We start from the raw sequence: 16835 nt of genomic DNA, 5'->3' as shown, positions 1-16835 counted from the left end.
CCGCATGGCAGTCGATCACACCCGGGCACCGGTACTGGAAGCGCTCGAGACCTATCGGCGGGAGGGCCTGCTGGCCTTCACGCCGCCGGGGCACAAACAGGCGCGGGGCGCCGACCCGGCGGTGCGGGAGGTGCTGGGCGACGCGGTGTTCCTCGGCGACGTCCTGGCGTCGGGCGGGCTCGACGACCGGCTCACCCGGGGCCGGGTGCTGGAGCGTGCCGAGGAGCTGATGGCGGACGCCGTGCACGCCGAGCACACGTTCTTCACCACGTGCGGCAGTTCGTTGTCGGTGAAGGCGGCGATGCTGTCCGTGGCGGGCCCGCACGAGCAGCTGCTGATCGGGCGGGACGCCCACAAGTCGGTCGTGTCGGGGCTCATCCTCTCGGGCATCGAACCCGTCTGGATCGAGCCGCGCTGGGACCCCGAGCGGCATCTGGCGCACCCGCCGTCCGCGGAGGCCTTCGAGAAGGCGTACGCCAACCATCCCGACGCCAAGGGCGCGCTGGTCACCAGTCCGACGCCGTACGGGACGAGCGCGGATCTGCGGGCCGTCGCCGAGGTGTGTCACCGGCGCGGGCGGCCGCTGATCGTGGACGAGGCCTGGGGCGCGCATCTGCCGTTCCATCCGGATCTGCCGTCCTGGGCGATGGACGCGGGCGCCGACATCTGTGTGACGAGCATCCACAAGATGGGCAGCGGCCTGGAGCAGGGGTCGGTCTTCCATCTCCAGGGCGATCTCGTGCCGCCCGAGGTGCTGAAGCTGCGCGCGGACCTGCTGGGCACCACCAGTCCGTCGGTGCTGCTGTACGCCGGGCTCGACGGCTGGCGGCGGCAGATGGCCCTGCACGGCAAGGAGCTCATGGGCGCGGCGCTGGAGCTGGTGGCCGAACTCCGGTCGGCCATCGGGCAGATCGACGGGCTGCACGTGGAGGGCCGGGACGACTTCTGCGGTCCCGGACTGGCCGACGACTTCGATCCGTTGCAGGTGATCATGGATCTGGGCGGGCTCGGCATCACCGGGTTCCAGGCCGCCGACTGGCTGCGGGCCGAGCGGAACATCGAGGCGCATCTGGCCGACCACCGCCGGCTCGGCGCGCAGGTCACCCATGGCGACGACCAGGAGACCACCGGCGAGCTGCTGTCCGCGCTGCGGGATCTCACGCGCGCCGCGCCGGAGCTGCGTCCGGCCCCGCGGGTGGAGGTGCCGGCGCCGTCCGAACTGCGGCTGGCGCAGGCCAGGTCGCCCCGCGACGCGTTCTTCGGCCCTGCCGAGAACGTGCCGGTCAAGAAGGCGGCCGGCCGGATCGCCGCCGAGATGATCACGCCGTATCCGCCCGGGATTCCGGCCGTCCTGCCGGGCGAGCGGCTGACCGAGCCGGTGCTGCGCTATCTGCGGACGGGCAAGGCGGCGGGGATGAACCTGCCCGACCCGAGCGACCCGGAACTGGAGACGATCAGGGTGCTGGAGACCGAGGAGGAGTGAAACGGGTCACGTGCCCGGCTTTTGGTTTCGCACCAGCCCCCAGGATGGTTTACGGTTCATCCATACGTGGTCGTGGAGTTGACCCGAAGGTCCTCCGCTCACCACCTCCGAACTGCCCTGGCTGGCCTCCCCCGTCCAGCCAGGGCTTTTCTTTGCCCAGATCGCTCCGGCGCGGGAAGTAGTGCCGTCCGCCGAGGTGCCCGAGACGGCGGCAGCGGCTGAAATGGGCGTAGGGAAAGCCCCGGAACCGATTCGCCGGCGAGGAGCCCCGCGTCATGACCAAAGCGACGAAACTGCTGACCGCCCTGCCCCCGCCGCAACGGCAGCGTCTGATGACCCTCGCCCGGGAGGTCTCCTTCCCGGAGGACGCCCGTATCTTCGAGGCGGGCGGCACGGCCGACCGGTTCTGGGTCATCCGCTCGGGCGCGGTCTCCCTGGACCAGCAGGTGACGTCCTTGCAGCGGGTGACCGTGGCGAGTCTCGGTTCGGGGGATCTGCTCGGCTGGTCGTGGCTGTTCCCGCCGCACCAGTGGGACTTCGGCGCGGTGGCGTTCAGTCCCGTGCGGGCCTACGAGTTCGACGCGGCGGCCGTGCTCGGTCTGTGCGAGGAGGACCCGGCGCTCGGGATGGTCCTGGTGCGCAGCGTCGCCGAGATCCTCGCGTACCGGCTGGAGATGACCCGGGGCAAGCTCATGGAGCAGTACTCGATGCGGCGCCGGGCCCTGTAGGGGCCGGGCGGCGGGTCAGACGCGGTAGCGGCGCAGCGCCGGGACCGTGGCGGCCAGCCCCAGCATCACGGCGACGACGAGCAGCCCGCCGCCCGCCACGGCCGCGCGCGGGCCGAAGGCCGAGCCCGCGGTGCCGTGCAGGACGTCGGCGAGGCGCGGACCGCCCGCGACGACGACCGTGAAGACACCCTGCATCCGGCCGCGCATCTCGTCGGTCGCCGCGGACAGCAGGATCGCGCCGCGGAACACCATGGAGACCATGTCCGCGACGCCGGCCAGGGCGAGGAAGGCGACCGCGAGCCACAGGCTGCCGCACAGTCCGAACCCGGTGATCGCCACACCCCAGGCCACGACCGCGCCGATGACCATCCAGCCGTGCCGGCGGGCCCGCGAGAAGGTGCCGGAGAACAGGCCGCCGAGCACCGCCCCGATGGGGATCGCCGCGAACAGCAGGCCGAGGGCCAGCCCTTCGCCGTACGGCGCGTAGGTCTCGGCGGCGAGTTGCGGGAACAGGGCACGGGGCATGCCGAGGACCATGGCGACGAAGTCGGCGAGGAACGACAGCAGCAGCACCTTGTGCAGCGCGATGTAGCGGAACCCCTCCGCGATCTCGCGCAGGCCCGCCCGGCGCTTGGCCTGCCCGGCGAGGGGTGGCAGGGAGGGCAGCTTGTAGACCGCCCACACCGTCACGCACAGCGCCAGGGCGTCGATCAGATACAGCTCGGGCAGCCCGATCACCGGGATCAGGGCGCCCGCCAGCAGCGGGCCGACGACCTGGCCGGTCTGGGCGACGGTCGAGCCGAGGGCGTTGGCCGCGGTCAGCTCCTCGGCGGGGACCAGGCGGGCGATGGAGGCGTTGCGGGCGGGCGCGTTCAGGCCCCAGAACGCCTGTTGCAGGGCGAGCAGCACCATCAGCGCGGCCACGGACTCCAGTCCGGCGGCGGCCTGGACCCAGAACAGCAGCGAGGTGAGTGCGATGCCGCTGTTGGTGACCAGGAGCAGCTTGCGGCGGTCCACGCTGTCGGCCACGGCGCCGCCCCACAGCGCGAACACCATCAGCGGCAGCAGTCCGGCGAGGCTCGCGTAGCCGACCCAGGCCGAGGAGCCGGTGATGTCGTAGACCTGCTTGGGCACGGCGACCGCGGTGAGCTGGCTGCCCACGGCCGTGACGACGGTCGAGCTCCACAGCCGGCGGTAGGCCGGGCGACGCAGCGGACGGGTGTCCATCGCCCACCGGCGCCAGCCGCGCCGGGCCGGCGGGTCCTCGGCCGGCGCCTGTGTCTGCGGTTCGGTGCTGCTCTCGCTCGTGTCCACGGACTTCCTGGTTGCTCGTTACATCTTTCGGAACCAGGGTTCACTATGGCACTTCCGTCCGAGCATGCGGGACGCGCAATCTCAGCTTGTGGAACGGCCGTTGGCCGGGCCGCTAGGCCCCGGTGATCAGCATGACGCCGAGGGCGATCATCGTCGTGGCGACCAGGCCGTCCAGGACACGCCAGGCGGACGGGCGGGCCAGGAAACGGCCGAGCAGGCGTCCGCCGAAGCCGAGCGCCGCGAACCAGACCAGGCTCGCCAGCGCCGCCCCGAGTCCGAAGGTCCAGCGCAGGTCGCCCCGGTCGGCGGCGACTGAGCCCAGCAGGAACACGGTGTCGAGGTAGACGTGCGGGTTGAGCCAGGTCAGCGCGAGACAGGTGAGCACCGCCCGCCTGCGGGAGCCGGCCGCGTCGCCCTCCGTGCGCAGCGCGCCCCCGGCGGGACGGACCACGCGCCGGGCGGCGAGGGCGCCGTAGCCGAGCAGGAACGCGCCGCCGATCCAGCCGACCGCAGTCAGGACGCCGGGCCACGCCACCACCACCGCGCCGACCCCGCCGACGCCGAGGGCGATCAGGGCCGCGTCGGACAGGGCGCAGATGCCGACGACGGCGAGGACCGCGTCACGGCGGATGCCCTGGCGCAGGACGAAGGCGTTCTGGGCGCCGATGGCGACGATGAGCGAGAGTCCGGTGCCAAAGCCGGCGGCTGCGGCGGAGAGGGAGGCGGTCACGGCATCGACGCTAGTCAGGAGCGCGAATGGAGTACAGCTAAAGATTCTTACGTATCATTAGCAATTGTGATGCCAGAGTTTCCTCTCGACCAGGTGCGGACCCTGCTCGCGGTGGTCGACGAGGGCACCTTCGACGCGGCCGCCGCGGTGCTGCATCTGACGCCGTCGGCGGTCAGTCAGCGGGTCAAGGCGCTGGAGCAGCGCACGGGCCGAGTGCTGCTGGTGCGGTCCAAGCCGGTGCGGCCCACCGAGTCGGGCGAGGTGATCGTGCGGTTCGCGCGGCAGCTGGCGCGGATCGAGCGGGACGCGTGGTCCGAGCTCGGCGCGCGTGCTGACGGCGAGCCGACGCGGGTGTCGATCGCGGTCAACGCCGACTCGCTGGCGACGTGGTTCCTGCCCGCGCTGACCCGGGTGCCGGACGAGCCGCCGCTCCGCTTCGAGCTGCACCGCGAGGACGAGGAGCACACGGCGACCCTGCTGCGGGAGGGCCTGGTGATGGCGGCGGTGACGTCGTCGCCCGACGCCGTGGCGGGCTGCTCGGTGCGCTCGCTGGGCCGGATGCGGTACGTCGCCGCGGCGAGCCCCGACTTCGTGGACCGGCATCTCGACGGGCCCCTGGGCGACGCGCTGGCGAAGGCGCCCGTGGTGACCTTCGACCGGCGGGACACCTATCAGGACCGTTTCGTACGGGAGTTGCGGCACGGCGGCGGCGGAGCGAGCCCGGCCCGGCACGCGATCCCCACCTCAGAGGGGTTCGTGGAGGCGGTGACGCTGGGCCTCGGCTGGGGCATGGTCCCGGAGGTGCAGGCGGGCGCCCTCCTGCGCGCCGGGCGCCTGGTTCAGCTCGCGCCGGAGCGACCGGTCGACATCCCCCTGTACTGGCAGCAGTGGAAGCTGGACTCCCCGGCGCTGGCCGCGGTCGCCGAGGCGGTGACGGCCGCGGGGGCGGAGGCGCTGCGGAGCTGAGTGGTGCCCGAGCGGCGCTACCCAGCTGAGTCAGGGCCGCCGGCCAGCGCCGTCAGCTGGGCCTCCGCGCTGTCCAGCAGCATCTCCAGCGCGGTCGGATAGGCGCTTTCGACCATGCGTTCGGCCAGCAGGGGCGCGGCCTCGGCGATGCGCGGGTGGGTGGTGCGGGGCAGGTGGGCGTACGTCGAGCTCCACATGTCCTCGTCGGCGTGGAGGGCGGCGCTCGGCAGGGCGAGGGAGGCGGCGTCGAGGGCGGCGAAGGCGAGGGTCTGGTCGATGAAGGCGTGGTAGATGCGCACGGTGTCGGGCAGCGGGAACCCGGCCTTGCGCAGCACGTCGAGGACCGCCTCGTCGGCCGCCAGTTCATGGGGGCGGCCGGTGACCCGGTTCGTGGTCAGCAGGGCGGCCTGCGGATGGGCGAGGTACGCGGCGTGCAGGCGCAGGCCGACGGCTCGCAGGTCGGCCCGCCACTCCCCCGTGGGCTCCCAGCCGCGCAGGGCCTGTCCGATGAGCGCGTCGCCGATGGCGAGGGTCAGGTCGTCCATGCCGCGGAAGTAGCGGTACAGGGTGCTCGGGTCGGCGTCCAGGGCGAGGCCGAGGCGGCGGGCGGTCAGGCCCGTGCTGCCGTGTTCGCGCAGCATGCGCAGCGCGGTCTCGACGATCAGCTCCTCCGTCAGGACGGTTCCGCTCTTGGTGGGGCGGCGCCGGCGCCGCTTCTCCTCGGGCACCACGGGCTTCGGCACGATCACGACCTCCCTCGCTTATGCCAACGCCATTGACCTTAAGGGAAGCGGCGGCGTTGTATCGACGGCGGGGCCCCTCACGTCGTAGACCTTCAGCCGGAGGAGTGTTGTCATGCGTGTACTGCTCGTGGGTGCCGGAGGGGTGGGCACCGCCGTCACCCGGATCGCCGCCCGCAGGTCGTTCTTCGAGGCGATGGTCGTGGCCGACTACGACCTGGCGCGGGCCGAGGCGGCCGTGGCGGCGCTCGGTGCGGACGGGGGCCGCTTCCGGGCCGAGCGCGTCGACGCGAGTGACGAGACGGCCGTGGCGGCGCTGCTGGAGCGGCACTCCTGCGACGTCCTCCTCAACGCCACCGACCCCCGCTTCGTGATGCCGCTGTTCCGCGCGGCCCGTACCGCATCCGCCACGTATGTCGACATGGCGATGTCCCTGTCGCGTCCGCACCCCGAGCGTCCCTACGAGGAGTGCGGGGTCAAGCTGGGCGACGCGCAGTTCGAGGACGCCGTGGAGTGGGAGAAGGCGGGGCTGCTGGCCCTCGTCGGCATGGGGGTCGAGCCGGGTCTGTCGGATGTCTTCGCGCGGTACGCGGCGGACGAACTCTTCGACGAGATCGAGGAGATCGGCGTCCGCGACGGCGCGAACCTCACCGTCGACGGCTACGACTTCGCCCCGTCCTTCAGCATCTGGACGACGATCGAGGAGTGCCTCAACCCGCCGGTCGTCTACGAGGCCGACCGCGGCTGGTTCACCACCGCGCCGTTCAGCGAGCCGGAGGTGTTCGACTTCCCCGAGGGCATCGGCCCGGTGGAGTGCGTGAACGTCGAGCACGAGGAGGTGCTGCTGATCCCGCGGTGGGTCGGCGCGCGGCGGGTCACCTTCAAGTACGGCCTGGGCGACGAGTTCATCGAGGTCCTCAAGACCCTGCACAAGCTGGGCCTGGACCGCACCGAACCGGTTGCCGTCCGCGACGCGCGGGTCTCGCCCCGGGACGTCGTGGCCGCCTGTCTGCCCGACCCGGCGACGCTGGGCGAGCGGATGCACGGCAAGACCTGCGCGGGCACCTGGGTGAAGGGCGTCAAGGACGGGGCGCCGCGCGAGGTGTACCTGTACCACGTGGTCGACAACCAGTGGTCCATGGCGGAGTACGGCAGCCAGGCGGTGGTGTGGCAGACGGCGGTCAACCCGGTCGTCGCCCTCGAACTCCTCGCCGGCGGCGCCTGGAAGGGCGCGGGCGTCCTCGGCCCGGAGGCCTTCCCCGCCGGCCCCTTCCTGGACCTGCTCACCGCGTACGGCTCGCCGTGGGGTCTGCGCGAACAGTGAAGCCGGGTCCACCGGAAGTCCGTTGTTTCACATACGCATCGACAGGTGACCCGAAAGCGAGTAAGCCATCCGCGAGGGCACGGACGACTTCGAGCGCAGGTGACATCGATGGACGACTGGCGAGACCATGCCGCGTGCCGCCACGAGGACCCCGACCTCTTCTTCCCGATCGGCAACACCGGCCCGGCACTGGTGCAGACGGAACAGGCGAAGGCGGTCTGCCGCCGTTGCCCGGTGCGCGAGCGGTGCCTGGAATGGGCCATGGAGACCGGGCAGGCCATCGGCGTCTGGGGCGGTACGAGCGAGGCCGAACGACGGTCACTGCAACGCCGCCGGGCCAGGGCCGGACGCTCCTCCGGCTAGCCGTGGGACGCGCAGGGTGAAGACGCTTCCGGTGCCGGGCTCGCTCGTCGCCTCCGCCGTGCCGCCGTGCGCGGCCATCAGGTGGCGGACGATCGGCAGGCCCAGGCCGCTGCCTCCGGTGCGGCGGCTGCGGGACTTCTCGGCGCGCCAGAAGCGGTCGAAGACGTGCGGCAGGTCCTCGGGCGCGATGCCGCTGCCGGTGTCGGTGACTTCGAGGACCACGTCGTCTCCGTCGGCGCGCGCGGACAGCGTGACCGTGCCGTCGGCAGGCGTGTGGCGCAGCGCGTTGGAGACGAGGTTGCCGAGCGCCTGCCGCATCCGCACCGGGTCGGCGTCCAGCCACGGCTCGCCGTCCGTCGCGGTGCGCAGGGTGACGCCCGCGGTGTCGGCCGCGACGCGGTGGGCGGCGGCGACCTGACCGAGCAGCTCACCGGCGGCGACGGGCTCGCGGTGCAGCCGCAGCGTGCCGGCGTCGGCGGCGGCGAGGTCCTGGAGGTCGTCGATGACCCGCTGGAGGACGAGCGCCTCCTCGTGCAGGGAGGCCAGCAGTTCGGGGGCGGGGGCGACGACGCCGTCCCTGGTCACCTCCAGCCAGCCGCGGATGTTGGTGAGGGGGCTGCGCAGTTCGTGGGCGATGTCGCTGACCATCGCCTTGCGTTGGGCCTCGAGGCGTTCCCGGCGTTCGGTGAGGTCGTTGAAGGCCGCGGCGAGGATGCCGGTCTCGTCCCGCGTGGTCACGGGCACCCGCACATGCAGTTCGGGCGGTTGCTGGGCGGCGGCGGTCAGTGCGCGGAGCGGCCGGACGAGCCGCGTGGCGACGACGGCGGTCACGGCGACGGTGACGGCGAGCACCAGCCCGGCGGCGCCGACGACCTTGGCCTTGTTGGCCGGTGACATGTCGAACCGCACGGCGGTGCGGTCGCCGCCGCCCAGAAACAGCTCGGCGGTCGGGGCGACGTAGGGGTCGAGCTGGGCGCGGCGCGCGCTGTCGACGCAGCCCTGGAGCGTGCGGCCGGTCGCCGAGCCGGGCGGTACGTCGATCTTGCCCAGCTGGTAACGCCCGCCCAGGGTCCGGTCGGTGAAATCGAAGCCGACGAACAGCGCGTCGGCCAGCTTCACGTCCTGTCGGCCCAGGCAGCCGCGGGCTCGTCGCGTCAGGTCCGCGAGGGCCTTCTCCTCGGTGGGGGTCGGGGTGTTGAGGAGTCCGTCGGCGCAGTCGTCGGGCACGTCGTCGTCGTTGCTGAGGACCGGACGTCCGCTGGGTGTCCCGGTGATGCTGGTCTCGATGCCGAACCGGGCGAAGCACTTCTGCCGCACCAGCGCCAGTTTCTCCAGCTTGGCGCGCTCCTGGGCCGTCAGCCGGTACGGCCCCACGACCCGGGGATCGACGCCGCTGCGCTGCGCGCCGCGCTCGGTGTAGGTGTCGGTGCGCAGGGGGTCGACGGTGGCGGCGGCACGGGGCGGCAGGGAGGTGCCGGCCGGCGCGGAGTCGGCGATGGGGGTGCGGTCGGTGGTGGTCAGGGCGATCCGGCGGCCGGTCCGCTCGGACAGGGACCGGACGACGACGTCGACTCCCTTCCACGTCGGGTGGGTTGCCGCGTACCCGCTCAACCGGGCGAGGACGTCCATGTCCTCGGCGAGCACCTGCCCCTGCTCCTCCCGCAGCGCGCGGGTCGTCGTCTCCACCGCCAGCCATGCGGTCGCCGCGACCGAGCACACGGCGATCAGCACCGAGGCGACGAGCAGCCGGACCGAGAGGCGTTTGCGCAGGGGGATGCGGCGGCTCATGCACGGCCGCCGCTGAGCTTGTAGCCGACGCCGAACACGGTCAGCAGCCGCACCGGCCTGCGGGGATCGGCCTCGATCTTCCGGCGCAGGTTCATGATGTGGACGTCGACGGCCCGCTCGGTGGACGCCCGGTCGATGCCGCGGGTGCACTCCAGCAACTGCCGCCGGGAGAAGACCCGTTCGGGTTCGGCGGTCATGGCGAGCAGGATGGCGAACTCGGCGGGTGTGCACTCCACCGGCTCACCGTCGCACCGCACTTCGTGCCGTACGGGGTCGACCTCCACCCCGGCGGCCCGTACGGGCCCCGCGCCGCGTCCGCTGCGCCGCAGCACCGTCCGGATGCGTGCCATCAGCTCGCGCGGGCTGTAGGGCTTGGTCATGTAGTCGTCGGCGCCGACGTCCAGGCCCAGCAGCACGTCGTCCTCGCCGGCCCGGGCGGTGAGCATCAGCACCGGGACATCGCCCTCCCGCCGCAGCGCACGGCACACGCCGAGCCCGTCGAACACCGGCAGCATCAGATCGAGCACGACCAGGTCGGGCCGCAGCCGCCGCACCGCGTCGAGGGCGGCCCCGCCGTCGTGGACGACGGTGGCGGTGTGGCCCTCGGCCAGCAGGGAGCGGCGTATGAGTTCGGCCTGCATCTCGTCGTCCTCGGCGACCAGCACATGTGCGCACATTCGGCGAAGCCTAAGCCGCTCAGCGGGCCAGCGAGTCGGCGTCGCCCATGACGACGACCGGGTGCCGGGCCGGGTCCAGGGCCCGGAGGAGCTGCTTCATGTGCTTCTCGGTGATGCTGACGCAGCCGTGGGTGGGGCCGCCGTGGTCGACGTGCAGCCATATGCCGCCGCCGCGACCCGCGCCGAGCGGGCGGGTCCAGTCGAGCGGCGAGGTGCCGGGCTTCCGGTTGTAGTTGATCGCGACGACGTAGTCGAAGGAGCCCGCCAGGGATTCGCCTTCGAAACCGGTGCCGGTCGCGGTGAAGCCGCCGCCCTGGTCGTACGGCAGCCGGGTGCCGGGGTCGCGGAGCAGTCCGCCGGCGTCGGTGAGGCCGAAGACGCCGATGGGCGAGCGCAGGTCACCTGCGCGGTGGTCGTCGCTCCAGCCGCGCAGCGCGTTGTGCGCGGGCCAGGACTCCCCCGCCTCCCAGCCCGCGTCGGTGCGCTCGTACAGGACGACGGTGGACCGCGGGGAGCTCTTGCCGCGTCCGGTGACGACGACGGCCTGCCGGGCGTCGTCCGGCACCTTCGCCCACGTCTTCGGCCCCAGGCCGGGCAGTTGCTGCGGGGCCACGTCCAGGGAGATCGGCGGCGCGGGCCGGACCGTCGTGGTGACCGGCGGCCGCTCGGGGGTCGCCGCGGCCCCTCCCCCGCACCCCGTGAGCACGAGGGAGGCGGTCAGCAGGACGACGTGGGGTCTGCGAGTGATCATGGGTCGACCTTCGCCGACACTTGTTTGGAACTCGTCAGGTCGGGGGTCCGGGTCGGCTCCCCCTCTCTAGGGTGCGCTCGGTTTGCCCTGTCCGTACACCCAGGTCCGGAACAGACCGTCCAGGTCCTTGCCCGACTCGCGCTCCGAGAGCGCCACGAACTGCGCGGTCGTCCCGTGCCCGTCCCGGTGCTCGGCGGCCCAGGCCCGCAGAATCCGGAAGAACGTACGGTCCCCGACGGCCGTGCGGAGCTTGTGCAGGGCCATGGCGCCGCGCGCGTACACGGGTGTGCCGAAGATGTTCGCGCCGCTGCCCGGGTCACCCGGCGGGAACTCCCACAGGCCGTCGCTCGCGGGACGTGCGTACAGCGCGTCGAACGTCTTCTGCGCGCTGTCGCCGCCGTGCTGTTCGTCGTAGAGCCACTCGGCGTAGGTCGCGAAGCCCTCGTTGAGCCAGATGTCCTTCCAGGAGGTGAGGGTGACGGAGTCACCGAACCACTGGTGGGCGCTCTCGTGGACGAGGGTGCTCAGGTCGGGCGCCTGGTCGTACACGGGCCGGGTCTGCGTCTCCAGCGCGTAGCCGACGTTCGGGGCCCGGTCGACGATCGAGCCGGCCGCCTTGAAGGGGTACGGCCCGAAGAGCTTGCTCTCCCATGCGAGGACGGACGGCAGCTTCTTGAGGACGGGGTCCGCCGCGGCCGCCTCGCGCGGGTCGACGGCGTTGTAGATCCGGATGCCGTCGCGGGTGGTGGACTGCGTGACCTTGAACTTCCCGATCGTCGCCGTGACCAGATAGGCGGCCATGGGCTCGCTCTGGCGCCAGCGGAACGTGGTGTGCCCGTGCTCGCTCCGCTTGCCGAGCAGCACGCCGTTGGCGACGGCGGTGCGGCCGTCGGGGACGGTGATCGTGAAGTCGTACGACGCCTTGTCCTTGGGGTGGTTGTTCGCCGGGAACCAGGTCATCGCGCCCTGCGGCTCGCCCGCGACGAAGGCGCCGTCGTCGGTGGGGATCCAGCCGTCGAGGGAGCCGTCCGGGTCGGTGACGGGGGCCGGGGTGCCCTGGTAGCTGACGGTGACGCGGAACCACTGGCCGCGGTGCAGGGCCCTGCGCGGGGTGACGGTGAGTTCCTGTCCGTCGCGGCTGAAGTCCGCCTTGTCGCGGCCGACCGTGAGGCCGGTGATCTTCAGGCCGTTCAGGTCGAGGTTGAAGCGGCTCAGGCTCTGGGTGGCGCGGGCGGTGAGGACGGCCTTGCCGGCGAGCCGGCCGCTCGACGGGTCGTAACGGAGGGTCAGGTCGTAGTGGTGGACGTGGTATCCGCCGTTGCCGGCCAGCGGGAAGTACGGGTCGCCGACCCCGGCCGTGCCCGCCGACGGGGGTGCCGCGGCGCCGAGCAGTGCGGCGAGGGCGACAGGGACGGTTCCGAGCACGAAGGTACGTCTGACGGCTCTGGGCACATGCGCTCCTACGGTCGAGGGGCGGAGACGGCTTCACACTAAAGGTGATCTCCGGGGAACTCGCCCTGCATCAGGTCAAGTCGTCACCCGGCCGGAGTTACTCTCCGGGCACCACCGAACCCGGAGAAAGGCCCCGCCGTGAGCGTTCGCGTCCGCCGCGTCTATGAATCGCCCGAACCCGAGGACGGCGTCCGTGTCCTGGTCGACCGGCTGTGGCCGCGCGGCCTGTCGAAGGACGCGGCCAAGGTGGACGAGTGGCCCAAGGCCATGACCCCGTCGACGGAGCTGCGCCGCTGGTACCACGCGGGCGAGGGCTCGTACGAGGAGTTCGCCCGCCGCTACGAGGCGGAGCTCGACGCGCCCGAGGCCGCCGAACTGCTGGACCACGTCCGGGAGTTGGCGAGCAAGGGGACGGTGACGCTGTTGACGGCCGCGAAGTCTCCCGAGGAGAGCCACGCGGCCGTACTGGTACAGCTGTTGGGGTGAGCCCTCGCGGGTCAGCCCGTCTGCTTCGCCGCCGCCCGGCCCGCCGCCCGGCCCGAGAACAGGCAGCCGCCGAGGAACGTGCCCTCCAGCGCGTTGTAGCCGTGGACGCCGCCGCCGCCGAAGCCGGCCACCTCGCCGGCCGCGTACAGGCCCTCGATCGGGTTGCCGTCGGCGCCCAACGCCCGTGAGTCCAGGTCGGTCTGGATGCCGCCGAGGGTCTTGCGGGTCAGGACGTGCAGCTTGACGCCGATGAGCGGGCCGGCCTCGGGGTCGAGGATGCGGTGCGGGGTGGCGACGCGGCCGAGCTTGTCGCCGATGTAGCGGCGGGCGTTGCGGATGCCCTGGATCTGGGCGTCCTTGCTGTACGGGTTGGCGATCTGGAGGTCGCGGGCCTCGATCTGGCGGCGGATCTCGCTCGCGTCCAGGAGGGGCTTGTCGGTCAGCGCGTTCATCTTCTCGACCAGTTCCTCCAGACCCGGCGCGGTCACGAAGTCGGCGCCCTTGCGCAGGAACGCGTCGACCGGACCGGGCGCCCCCTTGCCCAGCACCCGCGTCTTGAGGAAGCCGACGCGGTCCTTGGCGGTGATGTCGGGGTTCTGCTCGGAGCCCGACAGCGCGAACTCCTTCTCGATGATCTTCTGGGTGAGGATGAACCAGGAGTGGTCGTACCCGGCGATGTCCTCGGTGGTGCGCAGGTGCTTGAGGGTGCCGAGGGTGTCGTAGCCGGGCAGGCAAGGGTCGGGCAGGCGGCGGCCGAGGGCGTCGAACCAGAGGGAGGACGGGCCGGGCAGGATGCGGATGCCGTGGCCGGGCCAGATCGGGTCCCAGTTCTGCAGGCCCTCGGTGTAGTGCCACATGCGGTCGCGGTTGACCAGGCGTACGCCCGCCTCGGCGCTGATGTCGAGCATGCGGCCGTCGACGTAGGCGGGGACGCCGGTGACCATCTCGGTGGGCGGGGTGCCGAGGCGTTCGGGCCAGTAGCGGCGCACGATGTCGTGGTTGGCGCCGATGCCGCCGGTGGTGACGACGACGGCCTGGGCGGTGAGTTCGAAGTCGCCGACGCGGTCGCGGTTGGACTTCACGCCGCGGGCGGAGTTGTCCTCGGCGAGGACGGTGCCGCGTACGCCGCGGGCCTGGCCGTCCTCGATGACGAGCGCGTCGACCTGGTGGCGGTGGTAGAAGGTCAGGAGTCCGTCTCGGGCGGCCTGCTTGGCATGGTTCACGAAGGGTTCGACGACGCCGGTGCCGGTGCCCCAGGCGATGTGGAAGCGGGGCACGGAGTTGCCGTGTCCGTGGGCGCGCAGGTCACCGCGCTCGGCCCAGCCGACCGTGGGCAGGAACTTGATGCCGTGCCCCTCCAGCCAGGATCGCTTCTCGCCGGCCGCGAACTCGACGTAGGCGCGCGCCCAGCGCACCGCCCAGGAGTCCTCGTCGTCGACGCGGTCGAAGCCGGCGCTGCCCTGCCAGTCGCTCCAGGCCAGGTCGAAGGAGTCCTTGATGCCGAGCCGCCGCTGCTCCGGGGAGTCGACGATGAAGAGCCCGCCGAAGGACCAGAAGGCCTGCCCGCCGAGGTTGGCGGCGTTCTCCTGGTCGACCAGGGCGACCCGGCGGCCCCGGCTGGTCAGTTCGTGCGCGGCGACCAGACCGGCGAGACCGGCTCCGACGACGATGACGTCGGCATCCATGGCGACCGTCCCTTCCTCATGCGGTGGTGTCAGTGGTACTGCCGTCGGTCAGCAGCGCGGTGAGCAGTTGCTTGAGCCAGACGCGGGCGTGTACGACGTCCCGGTCGAGCAGCAGTTGGGTGGTGACGCCGTCGTACGCGGCGACGACGGCGTGGGCGGCGCCGTCGAGGTCGGCGAGCACGGCGGGCAGTTCGGTGTGGCCCCGCGCGCGGGCGAGCCGTTCCCGGATCGCCTCGCGCAGCCGCGCCCGGTGGTCGAGGAGGGTCTCGGCGACGGCGGGCGCCCGGGCGGCGTGCACCAGGAAGTCCGTCTTCACCAGCAGCCAGTCCCGGTCGAGGAGCAGCACCTCGGTGACGCGGTCCACGGCGGCGGGCACGTCGAGGTCGGGACCGTCCAGGGCGAGCGCCCCGGACACCTGGTCGGCGATCAGGTCGGCACGCTGCTGGTAGAGCGCGAAGAACAGCTCGTCGAGGCTGTCGAAGTTGGAGTAGAAGGCGCCCCGGCTGTATCCGGCGGCCTCGCAGACCTCCTCGATGGAGACGCGCCCGAAGCCTTTGGCCGCGAAGACCGCGAAGGCGGCGTCGAGCAGATTGGCGCGGGTGCGCACCCGCCGCTTCGTCACGCGCCGCGCTGTCTCCATGGTCGCCCTCCTGTTCGATACGCGAATGTATCGGATACACCGGTGTATCGAAAGGGCCGGGAAGCCAGCACATCTCCGCCGGGAATCCAGCGCACCCCTATGGGAACAGATTTTCGAATCAGGCGTACGCTGGTTCCATGTCCACGCACCTCCAGGCCTCCCTCTTCGACCAGACCGACCGCCTGAGCCTCGGCCCCCTCGACGGAGTCACCCGCACCGAGCTCGGTTCCGGCGCCTGGATCGACGTGCTGCCCAGTTGGCTGGCGGGCTCCGACACCCTGTTCGAACAGCTCGCCGCCGAGGTCCCGTGGCGCGCCGAGCGCCGGAAGATGTACGACAACGTCGTGGACGTCCCCCGACTGCTCGCGTACTACGGGCGCGACGACGTCCTCCCCCACCCGGTGCTGACCGAGGCGCGCGAGTCGCTCAGCGCGCACTACGCCGACGAGTTGGGCGAGCCGTTCACCACGGCCGGGCTCTGCTACTACCGCGACGGCCGGGACAGCGTCGCCTGGCACGGCGACCGGATCGGCCGGGGCGCCCGCGAGAACACGATGGTCGCCATCCTGTCCGTCGGCGCACCCCGCGACCTGCTGCTGCGCCCGATGCGCGGCGGCGCGGGCACGGTCCGGCGCCCGCTGGGCCACGGCGACCTGATCGTGATGGGCGGCACCTGCCAACGAACGTGGGAGCACTGCGTACCGAAGACCACGCGAGCCGCGGGACCGCGCATCAGCGTCCAGTTCCGCCCGCACGGCGTGCACTGAGGCGGAGAGGCGGCCGCTTCGGGCGCACGCAGGGGGCTGCCTCCGGCGGACGGTGCCGGAGGCGGCCCTTCCCCGCCCAGCACCCCGGCGCGGCCCTCAGCCGACGCATCTGATGTGATGCCCCCGTCGGGCAGGGAACCTCCTCATCGAGCGGGACGATCATGCGGGCTGAAGTGCAGCAAGTCGCCGACGGCACCTACCTGGTGCACGGCTCCAACACCAACTGGGTGATCCTGACGGAGGGCGACGCGGTCACCCTCGTCGACACCGGCTATCCGGGGGACCGAGAGCTGGTCCTCGACTCCCTCACCCAGGTGGCCGGTTCACCGGAAGCCGTCACGGCGGTGCTGATCACGCACGCCCACAACGACCACCTCGGGTCCGCCGAGCATCTGCGCGCCACCTACGGCACGCCGGTCCTGCTGCACGAGGCCGAAGTGCCGCACGCCCGGCGGGAGTTCCTGCACCAGGTCACCGTCGGGGACGTCGTGCGGAACGGCTGGCGGCCGGGTGTCGTGCCGTGGGCGCTGCACGCGATCCGCTCCGGCGGCAAGGCGCACGTCCCGGTGACCGCGCCGGAGGCGTTCCCCAAGCCCGGTCCGCTGGACGTGCCCGGCCGCCCGGTCCCGGTGCACACGCCGGGCCACACCGACGGCCACGTCGCCTTCCACCTCCCGGAGGCCGGGGTGCTGATCTCCGGGGACGCCCTGGTGAGTGGCCACCCCACCTCGCGGATCGCGGGCCCGCAGCTGCTGCCGGACATGTTCCACCACGAGCGCGCCCGTGCCGTGGCCTCGCTGGACGTCCTCGCCGAGCTGGACGGCGAACTCATGCTGCCGGGGCACGGTCCGGCGCACCGCGGTCCACTCCGTGAAGCGGCACTTCAGGCCAAGGACCGCGCCCTCTAAGGTGAGGTGACGATCACCGCGAGACGAGGACGA

Annotated in this window: 17 protein-coding genes; 8 read left to right on the top strand and 9 right to left on the bottom strand. The window is 72.2% G+C overall.

Going from position 1 to position 16835, the window contains the following annotated elements; genetic code table 11:
- The first annotated feature begins 4 nt into the window (after positions 1 to 4).
- The gene (locus IQ210_RS12520) at positions 5 to 1483 is read left to right on the top strand and encodes an aminotransferase class I/II-fold pyridoxal phosphate-dependent enzyme (RefSeq protein ID WP_194079017.1); all 1479 of its coding nucleotides are present in this window, start codon (positions 5 to 7) and stop codon (positions 1481 to 1483) included.
- A 275-nt stretch (positions 1484 to 1758) separates the two neighbouring features.
- Positions 1759 to 2211: a cyclic nucleotide-binding domain-containing protein gene (locus IQ210_RS12515; protein ID WP_194079016.1), complete on the top strand. Its 453-nt coding sequence runs from the start codon at positions 1759 to 1761 to the stop codon at positions 2209 to 2211.
- 15 nt (positions 2212 to 2226) lie between these two features.
- Here the strand turns inward: IQ210_RS12515 and IQ210_RS12510 are convergent, their stop codons facing one another.
- A complete protein-coding gene (locus IQ210_RS12510) occupies positions 2227 to 3525 on the bottom strand; it encodes an MFS transporter (RefSeq protein WP_194079015.1) in 1299 nt (432 codons plus the stop codon).
- 112 nt (positions 3526 to 3637) lie between these two features.
- Positions 3638 to 4255 carry a LysE/ArgO family amino acid transporter gene (locus IQ210_RS12505; RefSeq protein ID WP_194079014.1) on the bottom strand — a complete coding sequence of 206 codons (618 nt, stop codon included), beginning with the start codon at positions 4253 to 4255 and terminating at the stop codon, positions 3638 to 3640.
- Between the two features lie 69 nt (positions 4256 to 4324).
- Here IQ210_RS12505 and IQ210_RS12500 point away from each other — a divergent pair, with 69 nt between their 5' ends.
- The gene (locus IQ210_RS12500) at positions 4325 to 5221 is read left to right on the top strand and encodes a LysR family transcriptional regulator ArgP (protein WP_194079013.1); all 897 of its coding nucleotides are present in this window, start codon (positions 4325 to 4327) and stop codon (positions 5219 to 5221) included.
- A 17-nt stretch (positions 5222 to 5238) separates the two neighbouring features.
- On the opposite strand, the gene IQ210_RS12495 is transcribed toward IQ210_RS12500, so the two are convergent.
- Complete coding sequence (locus tag IQ210_RS12495) at positions 5239 to 5964, bottom strand: TetR/AcrR family transcriptional regulator (RefSeq protein WP_194079012.1); 726 nt, start codon at positions 5962 to 5964, stop codon at positions 5239 to 5241.
- Positions 5965 to 6076: 112 nt separating this feature from the next.
- Between IQ210_RS12495 and IQ210_RS12490 the strand changes: the two genes are divergently transcribed.
- A complete protein-coding gene (locus IQ210_RS12490; RefSeq protein WP_194079011.1) occupies positions 6077 to 7285 on the top strand; it encodes a saccharopine dehydrogenase family protein in 1209 nt (402 codons plus the stop codon).
- Between the two features lie 108 nt (positions 7286 to 7393).
- A complete protein-coding gene (locus IQ210_RS12485; RefSeq protein ID WP_109493739.1) occupies positions 7394 to 7648 on the top strand; it encodes a WhiB family transcriptional regulator in 255 nt (84 codons plus the stop codon).
- Here IQ210_RS12485 and IQ210_RS12480 read toward each other — a convergent pair.
- The 4 genes from IQ210_RS12480 to IQ210_RS12465 all read right to left on the bottom strand — a co-directional run bounded on the left by IQ210_RS12480 (position 7604) and on the right by IQ210_RS12465 (position 12316).
- Positions 7604 to 9436, bottom strand: a complete 1833-nt coding sequence (locus tag IQ210_RS12480) for a sensor histidine kinase (RefSeq protein ID WP_194079010.1) — start codon at positions 9434 to 9436, stop codon at positions 7604 to 7606. The genes IQ210_RS12485 and IQ210_RS12480 overlap by 45 nt on opposite strands.
- Entirely contained in the window at positions 9433 to 10113 is a 681-nt protein-coding gene (locus tag IQ210_RS12475) for a response regulator transcription factor (protein WP_194079009.1), read from the bottom strand. Before IQ210_RS12475 ends, IQ210_RS12480 begins: the two co-directional genes overlap by 4 nt.
- Before the next feature lie 19 nt (positions 10114 to 10132).
- Positions 10133 to 10864 carry a L,D-transpeptidase family protein gene (locus tag IQ210_RS12470; RefSeq protein WP_194079008.1) on the bottom strand — a complete coding sequence of 244 codons (732 nt, stop codon included), beginning with the start codon at positions 10862 to 10864 and terminating at the stop codon, positions 10133 to 10135.
- A gap of 66 nt (positions 10865 to 10930) precedes the next feature.
- A complete protein-coding gene (locus IQ210_RS12465; RefSeq protein ID WP_194079007.1) occupies positions 10931 to 12316 on the bottom strand; it encodes a M1 family metallopeptidase in 1386 nt (461 codons plus the stop codon).
- A 138-nt stretch (positions 12317 to 12454) separates the two neighbouring features.
- Here IQ210_RS12465 and IQ210_RS12460 point away from each other — a divergent pair, with 138 nt between their 5' ends.
- Positions 12455 to 12802: a DUF488 domain-containing protein gene (locus tag IQ210_RS12460; RefSeq protein WP_194079006.1), complete on the top strand. Its 348-nt coding sequence runs from the start codon at positions 12455 to 12457 to the stop codon at positions 12800 to 12802.
- 11 nt (positions 12803 to 12813) lie between these two features.
- Here IQ210_RS12460 and IQ210_RS12455 read toward each other — a convergent pair whose 3' ends face one another.
- A complete protein-coding gene (locus IQ210_RS12455; RefSeq protein WP_194079005.1) occupies positions 12814 to 14487 on the bottom strand; it encodes an FAD-binding dehydrogenase in 1674 nt (557 codons plus the stop codon).
- 16 nt (positions 14488 to 14503) lie between these two features.
- Positions 14504 to 15127: a TetR/AcrR family transcriptional regulator gene (locus IQ210_RS12450; RefSeq protein ID WP_194079004.1), complete on the bottom strand. Its 624-nt coding sequence runs from the start codon at positions 15125 to 15127 to the stop codon at positions 14504 to 14506.
- Positions 15128 to 15264: 137 nt separating this feature from the next.
- On the opposite strand from IQ210_RS12450, the gene IQ210_RS12445 reads away from it, so the two are divergent.
- Both IQ210_RS12445 and IQ210_RS12440 read left to right on the top strand, forming a co-directional pair.
- The gene (locus IQ210_RS12445; protein WP_194079003.1) at positions 15265 to 15894 is read left to right on the top strand and encodes an alpha-ketoglutarate-dependent dioxygenase AlkB; all 630 of its coding nucleotides are present in this window, start codon (positions 15265 to 15267) and stop codon (positions 15892 to 15894) included.
- A 161-nt stretch (positions 15895 to 16055) separates the two neighbouring features.
- Positions 16056 to 16802 (top strand): MBL fold metallo-hydrolase, encoded by a 747-nt coding sequence (locus IQ210_RS12440; protein WP_194079002.1) that lies wholly within the window; start codon positions 16056 to 16058, stop codon positions 16800 to 16802.
- Positions 16803 to 16835 lie beyond the last annotated feature (33 nt).

The sequence above is a fragment of the Streptomyces justiciae genome (assembly GCF_015163075.1).
Lineage (GTDB): Bacteria > Actinomycetota > Actinomycetes > Streptomycetales > Streptomycetaceae > Streptomyces > Streptomyces justiciae.
Note: the sequence above shows the minus strand (reverse complement) of the source record. Positions and strands in the feature narration are given on the sequence as shown.